Origin of the sequence: Paenibacillus sp. FSL L8-0333, from assembly GCF_037965665.1 — a bacterium.
Lineage (GTDB): Bacteria > Bacillota > Bacilli > Paenibacillales > Paenibacillaceae > Paenibacillus_AQ > Paenibacillus_AQ odorifer.
Genome location: NZ_CP150186.1, coordinates 6,126,927 through 6,143,220 on the forward strand (window position 1 = coordinate 6,126,927; position 16,294 = coordinate 6,143,220).

General features: G+C 45.1%; 17 protein-coding genes. 4 read left to right on the forward strand and 13 right to left on the reverse strand.

The window, feature by feature from the left end:
* Window positions 1-49 precede the first annotated feature (49 nt).
* The 6 genes from NYE72_RS27235 to NYE72_RS27260 form a co-directional block, all read right to left on the reverse strand.
* Window positions 50-1,510 carry a CdaR family protein gene (locus NYE72_RS27235; protein WP_051491181.1) on the reverse strand — a complete coding sequence of 487 codons (1,461 nt, stop codon included), beginning with the start codon at window positions 1,508-1,510 and terminating at the stop codon, window positions 50-52.
* Window positions 1,503-2,333 carry a diadenylate cyclase CdaA gene (cdaA, locus tag NYE72_RS27240; protein WP_036681290.1) on the reverse strand — a complete coding sequence of 277 codons (831 nt, stop codon included), beginning with the start codon at window positions 2,331-2,333 and terminating at the stop codon, window positions 1,503-1,505. Before cdaA ends, NYE72_RS27235 begins: the two co-directional genes overlap by 8 nt.
* Window positions 2,334-2,547: 214 nt before the next feature.
* Window positions 2,548-3,162, reverse strand: a complete 615-nt coding sequence (locus NYE72_RS27245) for a zf-HC2 domain-containing protein (RefSeq protein ID WP_036681404.1) — start codon at window positions 3,160-3,162, stop codon at window positions 2,548-2,550.
* 121 nt (window positions 3,163-3,283) lie between these two features.
* On the reverse strand, window positions 3,284-3,850 hold the full coding sequence (gene sigW / locus NYE72_RS27250) for an RNA polymerase sigma factor SigW (RefSeq protein ID WP_036681288.1): 567 nt from the start codon (window positions 3,848-3,850) through the stop codon (window positions 3,284-3,286).
* Window positions 3,851-4,364: 514 nt separating this feature from the next.
* Entirely contained in the window at window positions 4,365-7,157 is a 2,793-nt protein-coding gene (gene ppc / locus NYE72_RS27255; protein WP_036681287.1) for a phosphoenolpyruvate carboxylase, read from the reverse strand.
* Between the two features lie 234 nt (window positions 7,158-7,391).
* Window positions 7,392-8,285 (reverse strand): LysR substrate-binding domain-containing protein, encoded by an 894-nt coding sequence (locus NYE72_RS27260; RefSeq protein ID WP_036681285.1) that lies wholly within the window; start codon window positions 8,283-8,285, stop codon window positions 7,392-7,394.
* A gap of 165 nt (window positions 8,286-8,450) precedes the next feature.
* Here NYE72_RS27260 and NYE72_RS27265 point away from each other — a divergent pair, with 165 nt between their 5' ends.
* The 4 genes from NYE72_RS27265 to NYE72_RS27280 all read left to right on the forward strand — a co-directional run bounded on the left by NYE72_RS27265 (window position 8,451) and on the right by NYE72_RS27280 (window position 13,581).
* Window positions 8,451-9,419: an ABC transporter ATP-binding protein gene (locus NYE72_RS27265; protein ID WP_076099886.1), complete on the forward strand. Its 969-nt coding sequence runs from the start codon at window positions 8,451-8,453 to the stop codon at window positions 9,417-9,419.
* A gap of 90 nt (window positions 9,420-9,509) precedes the next feature.
* Complete coding sequence (locus NYE72_RS27270) at window positions 9,510-10,589, forward strand: ABC transporter substrate-binding protein (protein ID WP_339212119.1); 1,080 nt, start codon at window positions 9,510-9,512, stop codon at window positions 10,587-10,589.
* Window positions 10,590-10,594: 5 nt separating this feature from the next.
* On the forward strand, window positions 10,595-12,274 hold the full coding sequence (locus NYE72_RS27275; RefSeq protein WP_339210864.1) for an iron ABC transporter permease: 1,680 nt from the start codon (window positions 10,595-10,597) through the stop codon (window positions 12,272-12,274).
* The gene (locus NYE72_RS27280) at window positions 12,271-13,581 is read left to right on the forward strand and encodes an MBL fold metallo-hydrolase (RefSeq protein WP_339210866.1); all 1,311 of its coding nucleotides are present in this window, start codon (window positions 12,271-12,273) and stop codon (window positions 13,579-13,581) included. Before NYE72_RS27275 ends, NYE72_RS27280 begins: the two co-directional genes overlap by 4 nt.
* Before the next feature lie 104 nt (window positions 13,582-13,685).
* On the opposite strand, the gene NYE72_RS27285 is transcribed toward NYE72_RS27280, so the two are convergent.
* From NYE72_RS27285 to NYE72_RS27315, 7 genes are all read right to left on the reverse strand, one after another.
* Window positions 13,686-13,967, reverse strand: coding sequence for a holin (locus tag NYE72_RS27285; RefSeq protein WP_339210868.1), 282 nt, complete (start codon window positions 13,965-13,967; stop codon window positions 13,686-13,688).
* A 12-nt stretch (window positions 13,968-13,979) separates the two neighbouring features.
* Entirely contained in the window at window positions 13,980-14,672 is a 693-nt protein-coding gene (locus tag NYE72_RS27290) for a M15 family metallopeptidase (RefSeq protein WP_036681277.1), read from the reverse strand.
* Entirely contained in the window at window positions 14,644-15,033 is a 390-nt protein-coding gene (locus NYE72_RS27295; protein ID WP_036681275.1) for a hypothetical protein, read from the reverse strand. The genes NYE72_RS27290 and NYE72_RS27295 overlap by 29 nt, the downstream gene beginning before the upstream one ends.
* Entirely contained in the window at window positions 15,026-15,226 is a 201-nt protein-coding gene (locus tag NYE72_RS27300; RefSeq protein ID WP_036681274.1) for a hypothetical protein, read from the reverse strand. The genes NYE72_RS27295 and NYE72_RS27300 overlap by 8 nt, the downstream gene beginning before the upstream one ends.
* Before the next feature lie 2 nt (window positions 15,227-15,228).
* The gene (locus NYE72_RS27305; protein ID WP_036681272.1) at window positions 15,229-15,510 is read right to left on the reverse strand and encodes a hypothetical protein; all 282 of its coding nucleotides are present in this window, start codon (window positions 15,508-15,510) and stop codon (window positions 15,229-15,231) included.
* A gap of 94 nt (window positions 15,511-15,604) precedes the next feature.
* Window positions 15,605-15,823 carry a hypothetical protein gene (locus tag NYE72_RS27310; RefSeq protein ID WP_036681268.1) on the reverse strand — a complete coding sequence of 73 codons (219 nt, stop codon included), beginning with the start codon at window positions 15,821-15,823 and terminating at the stop codon, window positions 15,605-15,607.
* 25 nt (window positions 15,824-15,848) lie between these two features.
* Entirely contained in the window at window positions 15,849-16,289 is a 441-nt protein-coding gene (locus NYE72_RS27315) for an XkdW family protein (protein WP_036681266.1), read from the reverse strand.
* Window positions 16,290-16,294: the final 5 nt, after the last annotated feature.

Sequence of the window (16,294 nt, forward strand, 5' to 3'; positions counted from 1 at the left end):
CTATCATATGATTTGCATACTATTTTGGTGTACCTCTGGGCTCAAAAGATTACGTCCCGCCCGTACCTACAGGATTTTCGGAATTCGTACTTGTGTTAGCTGTGCCGTTATTCTCCGGATTGGTATCCGTTGGTACAGGCGTTGGTGTTGCTCCAGCCTCTCCGCTATGAGTGGGCTTCTCCGTAGGTTCCTCATCACCTATAACAGGTTCAGAACTTGGCTCAGGAGTAGTAGTTACCCCCCCCGTATCTGGATGAGGTGTAGGAACTGGCGCTGCAGGTGATAACAGCTGCACGGTCACAGTAAGAGGCACCCCTGAATTGGCTAGTGCGATAAACTGGGGCAGCGATACCCGCAAAGAAACCTCGTGAGTTCCAGCCGAAAGACCGCTAACATCAGCCACAACCCCTATATCTTTCTTATCAAGTTGATCTAGTAAAGCAGGCGCACCCTTTAAGGTAAGCGCTATTTCCTTGCTTGAAGGATTAACAATACTTCCTTCCAGATCATCCCCCACACCCTGAAGCTTGACAGGTACCGCCTCAATCGTCCGCTCAGCAATTTCTGAGATGGTTAATGAAACATTCACAGCTTCGGGCATGACTTTCTCCGTTCCAGCCGGAGGCTTCAAATCGACCTTTACTTGTTTCGTTCCAGCAGAATCTATTGCACTAAGGTTAACAGTGGCTTCATAGGCTGATAAAGCTGCCAAAGCCTCTGCTTGTCCATACACTACGACTGCTTCCTGCTCAGGTGTCAATTTGGATAATACGAGAGAATCCGGAAGTTGTCCAGTAAAGCCAATCTCCAGCGGCAAACTCTTAAACGGTAAGGTAATCGGCAATTCCACGGATACAGTAGAAGGCTCAATTACAGCATTTTTAATTTCATTTCCATCCTTATCATAAGCGTGTAGCTTCAATTTTTTCTCTTTAAATGTCTCATTTTCACCGTTAAGCTCAATGGTTCCTTGTATCTTAGCTACCTTGCTCAGTTCATTATCAGCAAGTGTGACTTCGACAGTATCTGTAGGCTGCAGGACCGGGGTGCCTATTTGGTAGCCCTCTGCAGGTTTCCCCTTCGTAACCAAGGATATGGGAAAAGACTTTGTATTCCGTGATTCTACATGTACGGTAACCTCTTTAGGATTCATTCTTACCAGGGATACACCTTTTGGCAGTTTATAATAAAGTGGCAACGTGGTATCTCCAGGTTCGACCTTAGTCAGATCAAGCATTACTTTATAGTCATCCGAGAACTGAAAGGAGATATCGGAATTTTTACCCGCTACCTCCAGACTCACACTGTCGACAGCCAAAGGTTCAAGGACATATTTATCCTCGTCAAGGCCGGTCACTTCAATCTTCACATTCTCAATAGTTTTTGTTTTAATATCCACTGTTGTCTGTCCAGAAGGCGCAGTATCGACATGAACCATCGTAAACAAAATGATCCCGAACACAAGGGCCAGAATCTTATTGAAATTGTTATTGTTCATCCACTTATCCATGATTCTTGTCCCCCTTCCGTTTCCAGAAAGTTGAACCCTTCTCCTTCAGCGATGAACTTACACTAAGCTCTTGATGGAGCTTCGATATCATGGATTCTTCCTTAATGTCTCTCACGATCTGGCCATTAATTGCAAGGGAAATCTGCCCTGTCTCCTCTGAGACAATGACAGACACCGAGTCCGCAACCTCACTTATTCCTATAGCAGCGCGATGACGGGTTCCCAGTTCTTTGCTGATAAAAGGATTCTCGGACAAAGGCAAGTAACAAGCAGCCGCAGCAATCTGATTTCCCTGCATAATAAGGGCTCCGTCATGCAGAGGTGTATTGGGGATGAAAATGTTAATGAGCAATTCTGAGCTGACCAGGGAACGCATGGGTATACCTGACTCTGTATATTCGTTTAGCCCCGTCTCCCGCTCAAAAACGATTAACGCCCCTATTTTTCTGCGAGATAAATAATTCACGGCTTTAATCACTTCGCCGATTAACTTACTGATCTCTTCGTCACTTTCTCCAGCCCGTCCGAAAAATCTGCCCCGTCCAAGCTGCTCCAGTCCCCTTCGTAGTTCCGGCTGGAAAATGATAAAGACAGCTAAGACCCCGAATGTAAACATTTGATTCATTAGCCATTTAAGTGTATACAAGTCCAAGATTGTGCTTACCGCCCAAATCAAGACCAGAACCAGTATCCCTTTTAAAAGCTGAATCGCCCGCGTCCCGCGTACCATATTAAGCACTTTATAAATAATGTAACTGACGATTAGGATATCAATTATATCTTTAATGGAATCTTTCCATGTTAGCTCAGTAAAATAACTCATTGCCTAAAACCCCCGTCATTTCAAATTAGCTGGGTTTATGTAAAATGTCTGTTAGCTCTGTATCATATCTAGGTTATAACGTTCGGGCTTCAGTTGCAAGTTTAGTCCCTCAATCCTTTCCGAAACCACCCAATTTAAGGAAACAAAAAAGCGCCATCTTTCCGGAAAAAGAGGCGCTAATTAATATTCCTGCTCAAGGTAACCACTGCCCGCATTAACGGTAGGCAACTTCAGAGAACATGTTCGTCACTTTATACCAGAACCAGCTTACTGCCTGGTCTATGCTTTTGACTTGCCCAGAAATATGAGCTGTTGAAGCCTGATATAGAGATCCGTCAATGACTGTCACGTTGCCGTTCACTTCTCCATATACCTGTGCTTTACCGTTCTCTATGGTAAGGTCTCCGGTAATTATTTTGCCGGAAGGTACAATTACAGTATCCCCTTTGATGACCACTTGATCCAAATCAACACCTCTAACTACAAGCTGTCTGTCTGGACTCCAAAAAGTTACGGTGCTCATCAGCATAACGACAAGGAATAGAGATGCCGCTGTAAGTGCAGGGTGTCTCTTGATCCAGGTAATAAAGGCTTTTTCTTTCTTAGTCTTTGGCAATGAACTCATTATCCGGCTCACAAGATCATCTGAAGCTACAGGATTCTGATGCATTAGGGAGAACATCAACATATCTGTCTGTTCCAATTCTTTAAACTTTGCACGGCAATCTGGACAGGATAGAAGATGCTCCTTCAATTCCCTCTGCTGCTGTTCGGGCAAGTCGTCATCCAAGTAGTCATGCATCATAGAGACGGCCAGTTTGCATTCCATAGGAGCCAATCCTTTCATGAGTGCTATTTAATTATCCTAAGACAAAGGGTCAGGACACATAAGACTTGCTTAACTTACATACGTCGCTCTCGAAAAGATGTTTCATAAAAAAAATCTATTTTTACATTTTTGGGCCTAATTTTTTACGCAAAAATTCACGGCCTCGGTGTACACGCGTCTTAATCGTGGTCACGGGCATATCCAGGACATCACTAATCTCCTGAAGTGACAGATCCTGCAGGTACCTCAGAATCATCACCGACCTGTATTTCACAGGCAGACTGTCAATCGCCTCATAGATTAGCCCCTGCGTCTCAGAGAGCAATAGTTCGGTCTCAGGTGTCACATTATCGCTCGGAATCAACGAGTATCCATCAAGGCCCTCCTGATCGTTCATTTCAGCATCCAGCGAATAGGTTGGTTTTCGTTTACGCAATCTATCAATACAGAGGTTCGTTCCAATCCGGTAAATCCATGTGGAGAACTTCTGTTTATCATCATAACGATCCAAATTCCTATACACACGCAAAAAGGTCTCCTGAACAATATCCTCCGCCTCATGGCGATTGTTCAACATCCTGTAAGCTAAATGATATATTTTGTCTTTATATAGTTCCACAAGCTCGGCAAATGCCCTTTGGTCGCCCTTCAAGGCGAGCTTTGTCAATCTGCCTTCCAAATTCTCCACCTGTTAACTCCCCCAGACTTGCCGCCCTTGGTATTTCTTCGCAAATATCCACGGTACAAGCAATTAAATCGTAATTCAAGTTTGTGTAAAAATCAAGGATTGTATTGTAACCTTCTATGTAAACTGAGTTAAAAACTGGACAACTTGGTATAGGCGATTAAGTGCGGCTCCGAGAAATATTTGGACTTCCGGTCGCTGTTATCCTCACATTTCCTGATTATAAACCGCATATAGCGGTCGAAATCTGAGGATAAAGGCGAACGCTGGCGCTCCTACAGTTCCAAATATTCTCTACGCTGCTCCATCACCGAAGTAATAAGTGCCACTTTATTTACCTCCGATTACATCTCGGTTACTTGGGTAGGGTAATAAAAAAAATATCGGGTTTGACTCTCCAATATTTAGGAACAAGTAAAGTTCACAGCAGCAATATACAGTTTATGATCACAACAACTTGTATTAGGCAAAAAAAGTCCGCCCCAAATAGGGCGGACTTTTTGTTGTTAAGACTATATCAGCCGGTATTCCGAAGACCGGCGGCAATGCCGTTGATGGTAAGCAATACTTCGCGAAGCAGTTCGCTATCATCTCCATCGATTTCACGGAGCGCTCTAAGCTCGGATAGCAATTGAACCTGCAGGTAGCTAAGCGGATCAACGTATGGATTACGGAGTCTGATCGACTCTTGAATCACAGGAACGTTATCCAGAATATCCTGCTGGCCTGTAATCTTCAGGATCAGCTCAGAGGTCAGATTAAATTCATCTTCAATCTGGCCGAATATCCGTTGACGTGCTTCCTCGTTCTTGCCCATGCTGGCGTATTCCTTAGCAATAATCAAGTCCGCTTTTGAAATAGCCATTTGCAGCGTATCTATCAGTGTAGTAAAGAATGAGAAGTTCTCATACATATGTTGCATTATCTTCAGATTCTCTTCCTTACCCTCATAGAAACTCTGCAGTCCGGTTCCAGCAGCGTACCAGGCTGGGAGCAAATAACGGCTTTGTGTCCATGCAAATACCCAAGGAATTGCACGCAGATCTTCAAAACGGTCGCTGTTCTTCCGCTTGGAAGGACGGGAACCGATATTAAGCTCTCCAACCTCAGGCAGAGGTGTTGATTCTTTGAAATAAGTCAGGAAATCTGGATCACGGAAGATCAAATCCTGATATTTGTTCAGCGAGACTTCAGAAATCCGGGCAACAATCTCTTCCCATTTCTCTTCATAAAGATCCGCTTGTGGCACTCTCGCACTAATTGCTGCAGTTACAAGCGCAGATGTCGCTTGCTCCAGACTGCGGTAAGCAATCCCCTGCATCGAGTAACGGGAGGAGATCACTTCTCCCTGCTCGGTAATCTTAATCCCTCCGCCAATTGTCGAAGCTGGCTGAGCAAGAATACTGCGGTTAAGTGGCATACCGCCACGGCCGAGCGCTCCACCACGACCATGGAAGAACTTCAGCTTGATTCCGAACTGATCGGCTGTCGCTGTAATTTCTTTTAGGGCAACACGCAGTTCCCAGTTAGCAGTAACCACGCCGCCATCTTTATTACTATCTGAATATCCAAGCATGATTTCCTGCAAATCATTCATTGCTCTTACCGCATCACGGTAGATCGGCATACTGAGCAGTGTGTGCATAATTTGCGGTGCTTCATGCAAATCATCAATCGTTTCAAAAAGTGGCACAGCTTGCAGGGTACATACAACTGTACCGTCGTTATCCTTGCGGAATAGTCCTACCTCTTTGGCGAAGACCATAACCTCCAGAATGTCGCTTGCAGCTTCCGCCATACTGATCAGATAACTTGTGATACATTGTTTGCCGTACTCTTCCTGCGATGCGAAGATCGTCCGGTAAACCGCCAGACACTCCTCTGTACTTTCAGTGTAAGTCTGGTAAGAAGAGGTCAACGGACGTGGATCATTCAGCAATTTCTCCAGCAGATCAATCTTCTCGATCTCCGTCAACTTAGAGTAATCCGGCGAAATGTTCATCTTCGCCAAAATTTCTGTCATGGCATTTTCATGTTCTTGACTGTGTTGACGCACGTCAAGAGTTGCTGTATGGAATCCGAACAGCTCCACTTGGCGGATAAGCTTTTTAATATAGGTATCGGCCACATAGTCGGCATAGTGATGCCGTAGACTGCGGTCAATGACATTCAAATCATCTATGAACTCCTCAGGTGTAGCATAACGCTCAGGAGTATCTTTTTTCTCATCATCCAAAACATTTTGTGTCTTAGAGATCATGTAGCTAAGTTTAATTCGGTAAGGTTCGTTGTCATTGCGCCATTCTTCCATCTTGCCTAGGTTAATGATCTCACGATCAGCTTCGATGGATTCTACTAGCTCAGGCGTCACTTTAACAATACTTGTGCTAAAGCTTAGATATTTCATGAGTTCACGCATAATCCGCTGATATTCACGAATGGCCAGCTTACGCTGCATGCGTAAAGTCTGCGCAGTGACTGTTGAGGTTACCGATGGGTTACCATCACGGTCTCCACCAATCCATGATCCAAAACGCAAGTAGGTTGGCACATGCCAATTCTGTCCAGGATAGTATTTGCTCAGACAGCGTTCAAGCTCTTGATACACATCCGGCAATACATGGAAAATAGTCTCATGGAAATAGTACATTCCATTGCGCACTTCATCGAGTACTGTCGGCTTGCGGTCACGTAGCTCATCCGTTTGCCAAAGCGTAATCACTTCATTCAATAGCTTCTCGCGAAGCTGTTCACGTTCACGGAAAGTTAGAGTAGGGTTATCAAGACCCATAACATCATCGGATATCCGTTTATGAATATCGAGAATCGCACGGCGCATGGCTTCCGTTGGATGTGCCGTCATTACAAGTTCCAGAGACAATCCTTCAATAATCTCGTTGACTTCCTCATGAGAGAAATCACGTTCACGAAGCTCTTGAATAGCGCTTTCTATAGAACCGGGTTGAACTGTCTCCCCAGCTGAACGTTCATAGTCACGTTTACGGCGAATCCGGTGGTTCTGTTCGGCAATATTCACCAATTGAAAATAAATGGCGAACGCTCTTATTACCTGATGACGGTTCTCCGGATCCAAAGAATTGATTAACTCCTTAAATTCACTATGCAGTTCAGGTAAAAATAGTGAGCGTAGCGATTTACTGGTCTCGCGGATCTTCTCCACGATCTCTAGCAGTTCGTTACCGCCTTGGTGAACCAAGACCTCTCCTAAAATGTTCCCCAAGAACCGTACGTCCCGTCGCAGCAGATTGTTAGAGTTGCTTTTGCTGACGGTAGTCGTAAGTTCGGTCATGCTGCTCCCCCCATTCTCTTCCGGATCAATGTGTTAAGTTTGTCTGTCTAAATATCGTCTATTAAAGCTTCCTCATATCATACAATAAAACCGTTTGAAAATCTGCAACTTTTTTGTGCTGTAAAGCGACACAGCACCTAAGATTATACACCAATTTCTGAATTTATACAGTCCTTATATTTTATGTATTCTTTCATATATATAATGGCTCTATCGTATATTCTCTATGTATGCTTATATTCGGATTGTGCGGAGCTGGTCAATGAACAGTCCAATTAAAGGAGAATAATGACGATCACGGTTATACGAATAATAAATATGTCTTTCAAAATTATAATCCGGAATGGCTCGCATTAGCAATCTTCCTCTGGCTACCTCGTCCTCCACAGCAAGTCGTGAAATAAATGAGACATGCTGTCCACTCATAAGCGATTGCTTAATCGCCTCCAGTGAATCGAGCAAAATATGCGGTTTTGATTCTTTTCCCTCTCGTTCAAACCATTTATCCGTCAAATGGCGTGTGCTTGATTCCTTGTCATGCAAAATAAAGCTCGCTGAAGCGATCATCGCCGAGTTTAAATTAGAAAATCCGGCAAAATCATGTGTAGGTGCAAAAACAAGGACAAGCTCATCTTCACATAAGGCTTGAGTATGCAGATCAGGCAGATAAAAAGATTCCGTAGACAAGATACCAAGATCAATCTCATGACTGGCAAGCATTTCTTTGATCACCGGTGAAGGCTTAACCGATAAAGAAATGGTAATCCCCGGATGTTGTTCGCCAAACAGCCCCAATATTTTTGGAAGAATATATGTAGCTGGAACATAACTGGCACCAATTTTCAGCGTCCCCCGGCCTGCCTGACTGAACTCTTTTACCACCCGCTCCGCTTCCGCTGCAAGCGCATTGATTTTAATCGCATAGTGAAGAAACGCTTTGCCACTCTCCGTAAGAATCATTTTATCCATTCTGGATTCAAATAACTTCTCCCCCAATTGCTGCTCTAAATTCTTCAAATGATACGTAACGGTGGGCTGCTTTAGTCCGAGTTTATCTGCTACCGTGGTAATTTTTTTATGTTTATTCAGCAGTTCTACAATTTCCAGCTTCATTAGATTAAGGTTCATTCTCTTCCACTCCCTCGCCTTTTCCTAAACGGTAACATAGAAGAATTCTATGAATGTTAAAATAAATCGGCAAAAAAGTTAATATCACAGTTACATTCAGCAAATATAGCGGGAATTCTTTACCTTTACACTAAGAACAAGCTTAAGAACAGGCAGGTAGATAGAATGAAGGAAATTACAATCCACAGATTGGAAAAGAAATTCGGAGATGTGCATGCCTTGAAGGCTGCAGATCTGAAGATTCCCGCTGGAAGCTTTACGACATTACTCGGTCCTTCAGGTTGTGGAAAGACGACACTACTCCGTCTGATTGCTGGGCTGGAAACACCGGATGCAGGAGAAATTCTGATCGATGATGAGTTTATTTTTTCAGGCAGCAAAAGAATTAGCCACCCCATTCATCGCCGTAACTTTGGCATGGTTTTTCAAGATTTCGCCCTCTGGCCGCATCTGACTGTGTTCGAGAATGTAGCCTTCGGACTTCGAGCTTCCAAACAAAAAAAGAATTTACGGGTTCGGGTACAGGAGGCACTTCGATCGGTCAAGCTGGAGGGGTTAGAGCTGCGTTTTCCACACCAGCTGTCCGGTGGACAACAGCAGCGGGTTGCTTTTGCCCGAGCCGTAGTCATGCGCCCTCAGCTTGTATTATTCGATGAGCCATTAAGTGCGCTAGATGCGGTCTTGCGAGATGAAATGAGGCTGGAGTTAATCTCCTTGGTGAAAAACATGGGCATTACAGCCCTGTATGTGACGCATGATCAAACCGAGGCGATGTCTATGTCAGATGAAGTAGTTGTAATGCAAGGTGGCACTATTTTACAGAGTGGTTCTCCTGAGGACATTTATCGTAAACCGAGTCATCCCTTTGTGGCACACTTTATTGGAAAATCCAACTGGATCGTTCCGGATAAACAGATGCTGCGTCCAGAACATTTACGCTGGTCTCAGGAGGATGCTTCCTTTCTTCCTTTTACAGGGACTATTCAGCATGTGAGTTATATGGGGGATCGCTATGAGATCATTCTGAACATGGAGCACAATGGGACTTGGACCGCTTATCATGATCGGCGCCTACCTGTAGGGGAAAAGATTCAGCTGTACGCTTCAGAGCACCAAATCCATCATCTGAATTAAGCGTCCACTGCATGGAATGGCTCTATATGATGCTGTTCCATGCAGCAAGATGCACACAACAATATTAGGGAGGCAATTACATTGAATCAAATGAAAAAGACAAAAGGGTTAAGTTCACTTCTTCTAACAACTGCACTTGGTATTACTCTAGTGGGCTGCGGCTCCTCGAACACCCCTGCGGCTAACGCAAGCGACAACCAAACCGATACTGCGGCGGCGACGCAAACTGAAGCCCCACAACCAGCAGAAAAGACACTAAGCGGCAATCTTGTCGTTTACAGTGCAGGCCCTGAAGGTTTAGCCAATAAAATCAAAGACGGCTTTGAAGCCAAAACTGGCGTTAAGGTTGAAATGTTCCAAGGCACTACAGGAAAAATACTTGCCCGCATGGAAGCAGAAAAATCCAATCCGGTCGTTGATGTTGTTGTCCTCGCCTCTCTTCCGTCCATGCAAGGAATGAAAAACGACGGATTATTACTTCCATATAAAGAAGCGATTAATGCAGACAAGCTGGTTAGCGATTGGTCAGATACAGATGAAGGTAACTATTTCAGTTACAGTGCATCCGCACTCGGTATCGTCTACAATACCAAAAAAGTAAGCTCACCGCCGACCTCCTGGGATGACCTCAGCAAAGCGGAATGGAAGGGTGCAGTCAATATCCCCGATCCTTCACTTTCCGGCTCGGCTCTTGATTTCATGACTGGGTATTTAAGTGCTAAGGGGGACAGTGGCTGGGATCTTTTTAAACAATATAAAAGCAATGAAGTAGCTATGTCAGGCGCCAATCAAGAGGCACTTGATCCGGTGATTACCGGTGCTAAATCCGTCGTTGCTGCTGGGGTAGATTACATGGCTTATAAAGCAAAAGCTGACGGAGAACCTGTGGATATCGTCTATCCTGCTGAAGGAACTGTAATCAGCCCTCGTCCGGCTGCGATCATTAAGACAAGCCCGAATGTAGATAACGCTAAGGCTTTTATCGACTACCTTCTCTCCGATGAAGCGCAAGCCCTTGTTGCCAAAGCCTATTTGCTGCCAGGCAGAACTGACGTGAAGGCAGAAAATCGTGCCAATCTTGAAGAAATCAAAACATTTGATGTGAATTGGGAATGGATGAATGAGCACAGCGATGAAGTTTCCTCGACCTTCACACAAATTTTTAAATAAGCGTAATGAATACTAACTCTTTGCGCTCATTTAAATGGGTGAGCGGTGGACTGGCCTTATTTATACTAACCGTGCTCGTGCTGCTGCCACTCCTGCTCATTTTCTGGACCAGTATTTATCCAGAGGGGCATCTCGACATAGCCGCACCACTACGAACCATTATGAGGAGCAATGACCTAGTAGAGGTGCTGCTGAATTCTATCGGGCTTGGGGTAAGCGTTATTCTGCTAACTACGTTGTTTGCGCTACCTCTAGCCTGGATTATGGCAAAAACCGACTTAGGGCGCCACAACTGGCTGGATGTCGTGCTGTTAATTCCATTTATGACGCCGCCTTACATTGGTTCTATGGGTTGGATGTTGTTTATGCAGACGGGCGGGTATATGGAGCAGTTTCTGCCCTCCTCCTCCGTGCTTACACCGTATTTCTTTAGTTATGGGGGTATGGTGCTGATCATGAGCCTTCACCTGTTCCCCTTCCTGTATCTGCTGCTGCGCAATGCGCTTTTGCAGATCGGGGGCAATCTGGAGGAAGCAGCCTCGGTTCACGGCGCCCCCTTCTTTTACAGATTTAAAAGAGTGATTATTCCTTTACTGCTCTCTAGCTATGGGCTTGGAGCACTGCTCATCTTCGTCAAAACAATTGCTGAATTCGGTACCCCTGCGACCTTTGGCCGTAGGATCGGCTTTTACGTTCTGACCTCTGAGATCCATAAATATATCTCCAGTTGGCCGATTGATTTCGGTAAGGCTACTTCACTAGCCTCCTTGCTGCTCGGAGTTTGTCTTGTCATGTGGTACATCCAAACTGTAATTAGCAGCCGCTACTCTTACCGTCTGATCGGTGGAAAAGGAACTCGTACTAACCGTTATAAGAGTACAGGAATCGTAGGGTTTCTTAGCTGGGGTTATGTTCTTCTATTGCTTCTGGCATCCATCGGCATTCCTTATTTCTCTATCATAACAGCCTCATTATTGAAGCTTCGGGGAGAAGGTGTATCCTGGAGCAATCTAACCTTAAAACATTATGCAGAGCTGTTATCCCCGGGTTCGCAAGGACTTGAGGCCTTATTAAATAGCTTTACATTAGCTATCGTTGCTTCCAGTATCGCTGTTATTCTCGGGACTTGGTTTGCCTTAACGGTAGGAAAAGGGGCTACATTCAAGCAGAAAATTACAGATTTATTCAGCTTGCTTCCAAATACAGTCCCGGGAATTGTAATTGTAGTAGGGCTAATTCTGCTGTGGAATGCCCGCTGGATGCCTATCCCGCTCTATAATACCTACTGGATGGTTGTACTGACTTATGTCGTACTTTTCCTTCCTTATACTGTTCAGTATGTAAAAGCAAGCTATGGGCAGATCGATTCCTCTCTGATGCAAGCGGGACAAGTATTCGGAGGAAGTAAGCTGTATGTGTTCCGCCGTATCCTGCTTCCCCTCATCCTTCCGGGGATGGTAGCTGGCTGGATGATGACCTTCACCATTTCCAACCGGGAACTGGTAGCCTCATTACTCATTCTGCCACCTTCAATGCAGACCTCGGCAACCTATATTTTTGCCCAGTTTGAACAAGGTGCGGTAGCCATGGGGATGGCCATGGCTGTAATCTCTGTAGGCATCACTACCCTATTACTATTAGTCTTAGAATATTTAAGCCCAGATAGAAAGCGGAGACAACAATGAGCACACTAACGATTTGGGGAGGGGCCGGAGAGCATGGCCGTTCCTCCTATCTTTTGCAGGGCAAGGATTCACGAAATGGCATCCTGCTCGATTGTGGCGTAAAAAAAGAAGGCCCCGGTGAATACCCCCTACTTGATACGGATATTATTCCACATTTGCAGGCAGTATTTCTGTCTCATGCTCATGAGGATCATTCCATAGCGCTGCCCTTACTTTATAAACACGGATACAGAGGTAAGGTATGGACTACTAGATCTACCTCATTACAGCTTCCTGATTATTTCGAGGCCTGGGATAAATATGTGGCGGCTCAATCCGCCCCGCTCCCCTATGAGGAAACGGATAAAGAAGCTATTCAATTCAAGTATTTAGAGGAGTATGTCTCCCCTCAAACTTGGCTGACGCTTGCGCCTAACCTTCGAGTTCAATGGGGACGTAGCGGGCATTTAGCAGGTTCGGTTTGGCTGGGCTTAGAATGGGAGGACAAAACTGTATTTTTCTCGGGGGATTATACGGAGGAGTCGCAGCTGCTCACGGCAGACACACCAACAATTATAGGAGCCGATGCTAAAGTTGTGGCTGATCTGTCCATTATCGATGCTGCTTATGGGGCAGATCCTGATGAGCAGCTTGTAAAATTACAGCAATTAGAGATAGCCATCCACAACACCTTGCAAAAAGAGGGTACAGTCCTCTTTCCTGTGCCTATCCATGGCAGAAGCCAGGAATTGATCGTATGGGCAAATGAATGTTTTCCAGATCATCAGTTGATCGTTGAAGAAGCACTCGTCGCTCCTTTACGAGCATTAAGCGACAAGGTGGAATGGCTGAAAGAGGATGCTATTCAGCGCGCAAATGCGCTTTTTAACAGAAAAAACTTGTGTGTTGTATCTAATTCGGACGAACGCGCGAAGGCAATGTTGAATCTTAAGGGAGCTATCGTATTCACCGATGACGGGATAATGCAGTCGGCAAAAGCGCAAGAATACTTTTATCAACTCTCTGTTTCTCCTGACAACCATGTGATTTTTACGGGACATTTAGCGGCAGGAAGCTTTGGACATCGTCTCGTTAAGCAAGCTATGATCGGAGAATCTAGCAGCGTGCGCTGTACAGTCTCACTTATCCGCTATAAAGTCCATCAAGGCTTGCCGGACATTCGCAAAATGCTCCAAACGATTCCCAGCCACCGGACAGTGCTCGTCCATGCTCCCAAACCACATATCGACCAAGTAGCTTCTATATTAAAGGGAGAAGGTTTCACAGGACTATATTCTTTACAACCCGGCAGCACGCTTTCGTTCTGAAACTTATTTATGTAATATCATAAGAAAAACAATGGGGCTCTTCCTTAGGTCTTATTCAGACTTTTTGGAACAGCCCTTTTTTATGATTCGTACCTATTATCCACTTACTCTTTCGTCGTGCCCGGGCGATCCTTAAAAGCTAGTTCAAACAACCCGGTTGCAGATAAGCCTGCAAGACCCCCAGCCCAAAGGCGAAGCACTAAATCAAGTTCGGTAAAAGGATACGCTACTACGCCGATGAGCAAACCTATCACCAGTCCGATAATCGGTACTGCATTACGCGGGATGTTGATACTATTTTTGACCAACTGAACCAGTGCCAGTACGAATACCGCTAATATAGAGGCGAACGCCATAACATCATCTAAAATTGTTCCAATTTCCATCCTTTTCCCTCCTTAGCGGGTACTTGTAATCTCAACCGTTCGAGTCGCTGAATCATAACCTACCTGAGCACCCAGCGCTTCTGCAATAACACGTACAGGGACGTAGGTGATGCCTTTTTCAAGCACTCCATCTGCAACTTTAACCCCGTTAACCTTTACGACAGCAATAACATCACTCTTCAATTCTTCCTCCTCCTTCCGATGGATGACCTTATACGCTGACTCCACCGCAGATGTTGAGGGCTTTGTCCCTGCTCGTAACTGTGTGAGTGTTAACCCAAACGCCATTTGAAAATGGGGGTAATCCTTGAAGCTTGTCCAGTCGCCTCCCCACTCGAAGCCCAGCCCTTTTGCCTCCTTCACAACCTCCTGCCAATCTGCGATCTGGTTGTTATTGCCGTCCCGGCACATATCCCAAGACACACCAGATCCATTCGGCAGCAAAAGAGCAAAATCTACAGCCAATCCAAAATTATGATAGCTATATCCGCCACGTGCATTGGTGACAATCGCTCCGGGCTTGGTGCGGCCTTGGGCATATAGAGCATCCTGCTCGTCAATTGTGCGAAGTCCCTGCGTAATGAGAATGGGGATGTTGAGTTTGTAGCAACGTTCGATTAGAGCAGTAGCAGCGGAACGGACTACGGGGTGTAGGTTGGTTAGACGTTGGGCTGATTTATTTTTCACCTGAGTTATTGTCAGCATGAAGTTCCTCTTTTCTGTCTATCTTTTTCAGATAAATAAATTGGTCGTATTTCCCGGAACGTGTCAGTATCGCTAATATTATAATTCCACCAGTTGTACCGAATTGGGCAATAGCCCAGCTACAATTAAGCCAAGTCAGCCATGTTGCCATGTCCACTCCTAGTAATTCTGCCAAACGGAATAGTAGAACGATAAGCATATTGAATGTATAAGCCAATAAGAAAAAAAGCATAGCCAGCATAAACACGCTGACCACACCTTTTTGGAATCTTTCGTAAAAATATTGCCTGTGGCGATGAATAATGTATAATCCGCAAGCCGTATTAGTGCCATATAGCACCAATAATAAAAATTCAATCATGTGCATCATGATCCCCTCGATCATAAACTAAATATTTGGCGAACCGGTTACGATCAATCTCCTCCTGAATTTCCTGCGAGACATTTTTATAATGACTTATGGTCAGTGTAACGCTGGTAGAGGCTCTACGGAGCTCCATCTCTTTATCAACATGCCGGGGGAGAAGCAGCCGCCGAATCCATTGTGACAGCATTCCTAACTCCCCCTGTCTTCCGTATGGTCAATCTTCAGTTTCTTTAAGACGTCCAGTGTGGGCTGCATAAACTCCGAGCGCTCCTTATCCAAAATCGCTTGCAGACGATCCCGATCCTCCTCTGCCCGATCCAGCATTTCTCGCGGTACAAGGTTCCCTTTGACAATCGCACGCAATAACACCATCAGCACGATCATCAAAATGAAAGCAACAATATAAGCCAGCCCATACTTATCTGCCAGCGGCAGCAGCTTCTCCAATTGCGCAATATCCCCTTCGCCCATTCGTCCGCTCCTTTCTGTAATGATGTTGATGCGTAATAGCCCCCGGCACCACCGAGGGCACAAAAAAACACGCTCCTGTGTGGATGCGTGCTAATTATTTGGCTGATGAAGCTTGCTCAGTCGAATCGTTTTCAGCAAAATGAAATTCTGATCGTTTCTGGATAATCTGATCCTTAACCAAAATCTCATTATCCGGCTGCATGTTATAGGAAGAAATGATATTCTCTATCGGACCCTCCTCACGATCAAAACGAGTGATGCAGGCATTGGCCATCAAGCGGATTTTGGCGGCTGTTATTGAATCCATTGTCATAATTACAACTCACCTCCTTTTGGGTTTATATGCTGAGTAATTCAGCCATAATGACTTCGACATCTTGAAGCCTGTCTTGCAAAGCAGTATTCTCAGCACGGAGTTGCTCGACTTCGCTTAATTCTGGTGGTTTGTTAGCTTCTGCTTCTAGATATGCTTCCCACGCCGCTTCCAGTTCTTCTTCCGTTGGTTGCGGGGCGTCTAGGTTCCAAGCTGCGATGTATGGGCCACGTTCTACAATGTCATAGTCTTCACCCTCGACTAGTCGATTAAAATCCACTACATAACGATAGTGTACACCTTCTATATACTCGGTTTCGTCTTCATCTAATGGTCGGATTTCGTAGCGTGTCCGTCCGTGTACGCCTTCGTGTAATACGGGTTCAGCTCCATTATCTTGCACTATGAAATCTTTTATTGGGTCGGCGTTTGGGTATAGATACATAATTGCTTGTGCTATATTCATTGTTC

What these genes read in the sequence shown, in the direction of transcription:
- NYE72_RS27280 (WP_339210866.1), top strand. Translation starts at nt 12,271, where the DNA reads ATGAGCACACTAACGATTTGGGGAGGGGCCGGAGAGCATGGCCGTTCC.
- NYE72_RS27235 (WP_051491181.1), bottom strand. Translation starts at nt 1,510, where the DNA reads ATGGATAAGTGGATGAACAATAACAATTTCAATAAGATTCTGGCCCTT.
- ppc (WP_036681287.1), bottom strand. Translation starts at nt 7,157, where the DNA reads ATGACCGAACTTACGACTACCGTCAGCAAAAGCAACTCTAACAATCTG.
- NYE72_RS27270 (WP_339212119.1), top strand. Translation starts at nt 9,510, where the DNA reads ATGAAAAAGACAAAAGGGTTAAGTTCACTTCTTCTAACAACTGCACTT.
- NYE72_RS27265 (WP_076099886.1), top strand. Translation starts at nt 8,451, where the DNA reads ATGAAGGAAATTACAATCCACAGATTGGAAAAGAAATTCGGAGATGTG.
- NYE72_RS27275 (WP_339210864.1), top strand. Translation starts at nt 10,595, where the DNA reads ATGAATACTAACTCTTTGCGCTCATTTAAATGGGTGAGCGGTGGACTG.
- NYE72_RS27290 (WP_036681277.1), bottom strand. Translation starts at nt 14,672, where the DNA reads ATGCTGACAATAACTCAGGTGAAAAATAAATCAGCCCAACGTCTAACC.
- NYE72_RS27295 (WP_036681275.1), bottom strand. Translation starts at nt 15,033, where the DNA reads ATGATTGAATTTTTATTATTGGTGCTATATGGCACTAATACGGCTTGC.
- cdaA (WP_036681290.1), bottom strand. Translation starts at nt 2,333, where the DNA reads ATGAGTTATTTTACTGAGCTAACATGGAAAGATTCCATTAAAGATATA.
- NYE72_RS27300 (WP_036681274.1), bottom strand. Translation starts at nt 15,226, where the DNA reads ATGCTGTCACAATGGATTCGGCGGCTGCTTCTCCCCCGGCATGTTGAT.
- NYE72_RS27285 (WP_339210868.1), bottom strand. Translation starts at nt 13,967, where the DNA reads ATGGAAATTGGAACAATTTTAGATGATGTTATGGCGTTCGCCTCTATA.
- NYE72_RS27260 (WP_036681285.1), bottom strand. Translation starts at nt 8,285, where the DNA reads ATGAACCTTAATCTAATGAAGCTGGAAATTGTAGAACTGCTGAATAAA.
- NYE72_RS27305 (WP_036681272.1), bottom strand. Translation starts at nt 15,510, where the DNA reads ATGGGCGAAGGGGATATTGCGCAATTGGAGAAGCTGCTGCCGCTGGCA.
- NYE72_RS27245 (WP_036681404.1), bottom strand. Translation starts at nt 3,162, where the DNA reads ATGGAATGCAAACTGGCCGTCTCTATGATGCATGACTACTTGGATGAC.
- NYE72_RS27315 (WP_036681266.1), bottom strand. Translation starts at nt 16,289, where the DNA reads ATGAATATAGCACAAGCAATTATGTATCTATACCCAAACGCCGACCCA.
- NYE72_RS27310 (WP_036681268.1), bottom strand. Translation starts at nt 15,823, where the DNA reads ATGACAATGGATTCAATAACAGCCGCCAAAATCCGCTTGATGGCCAAT.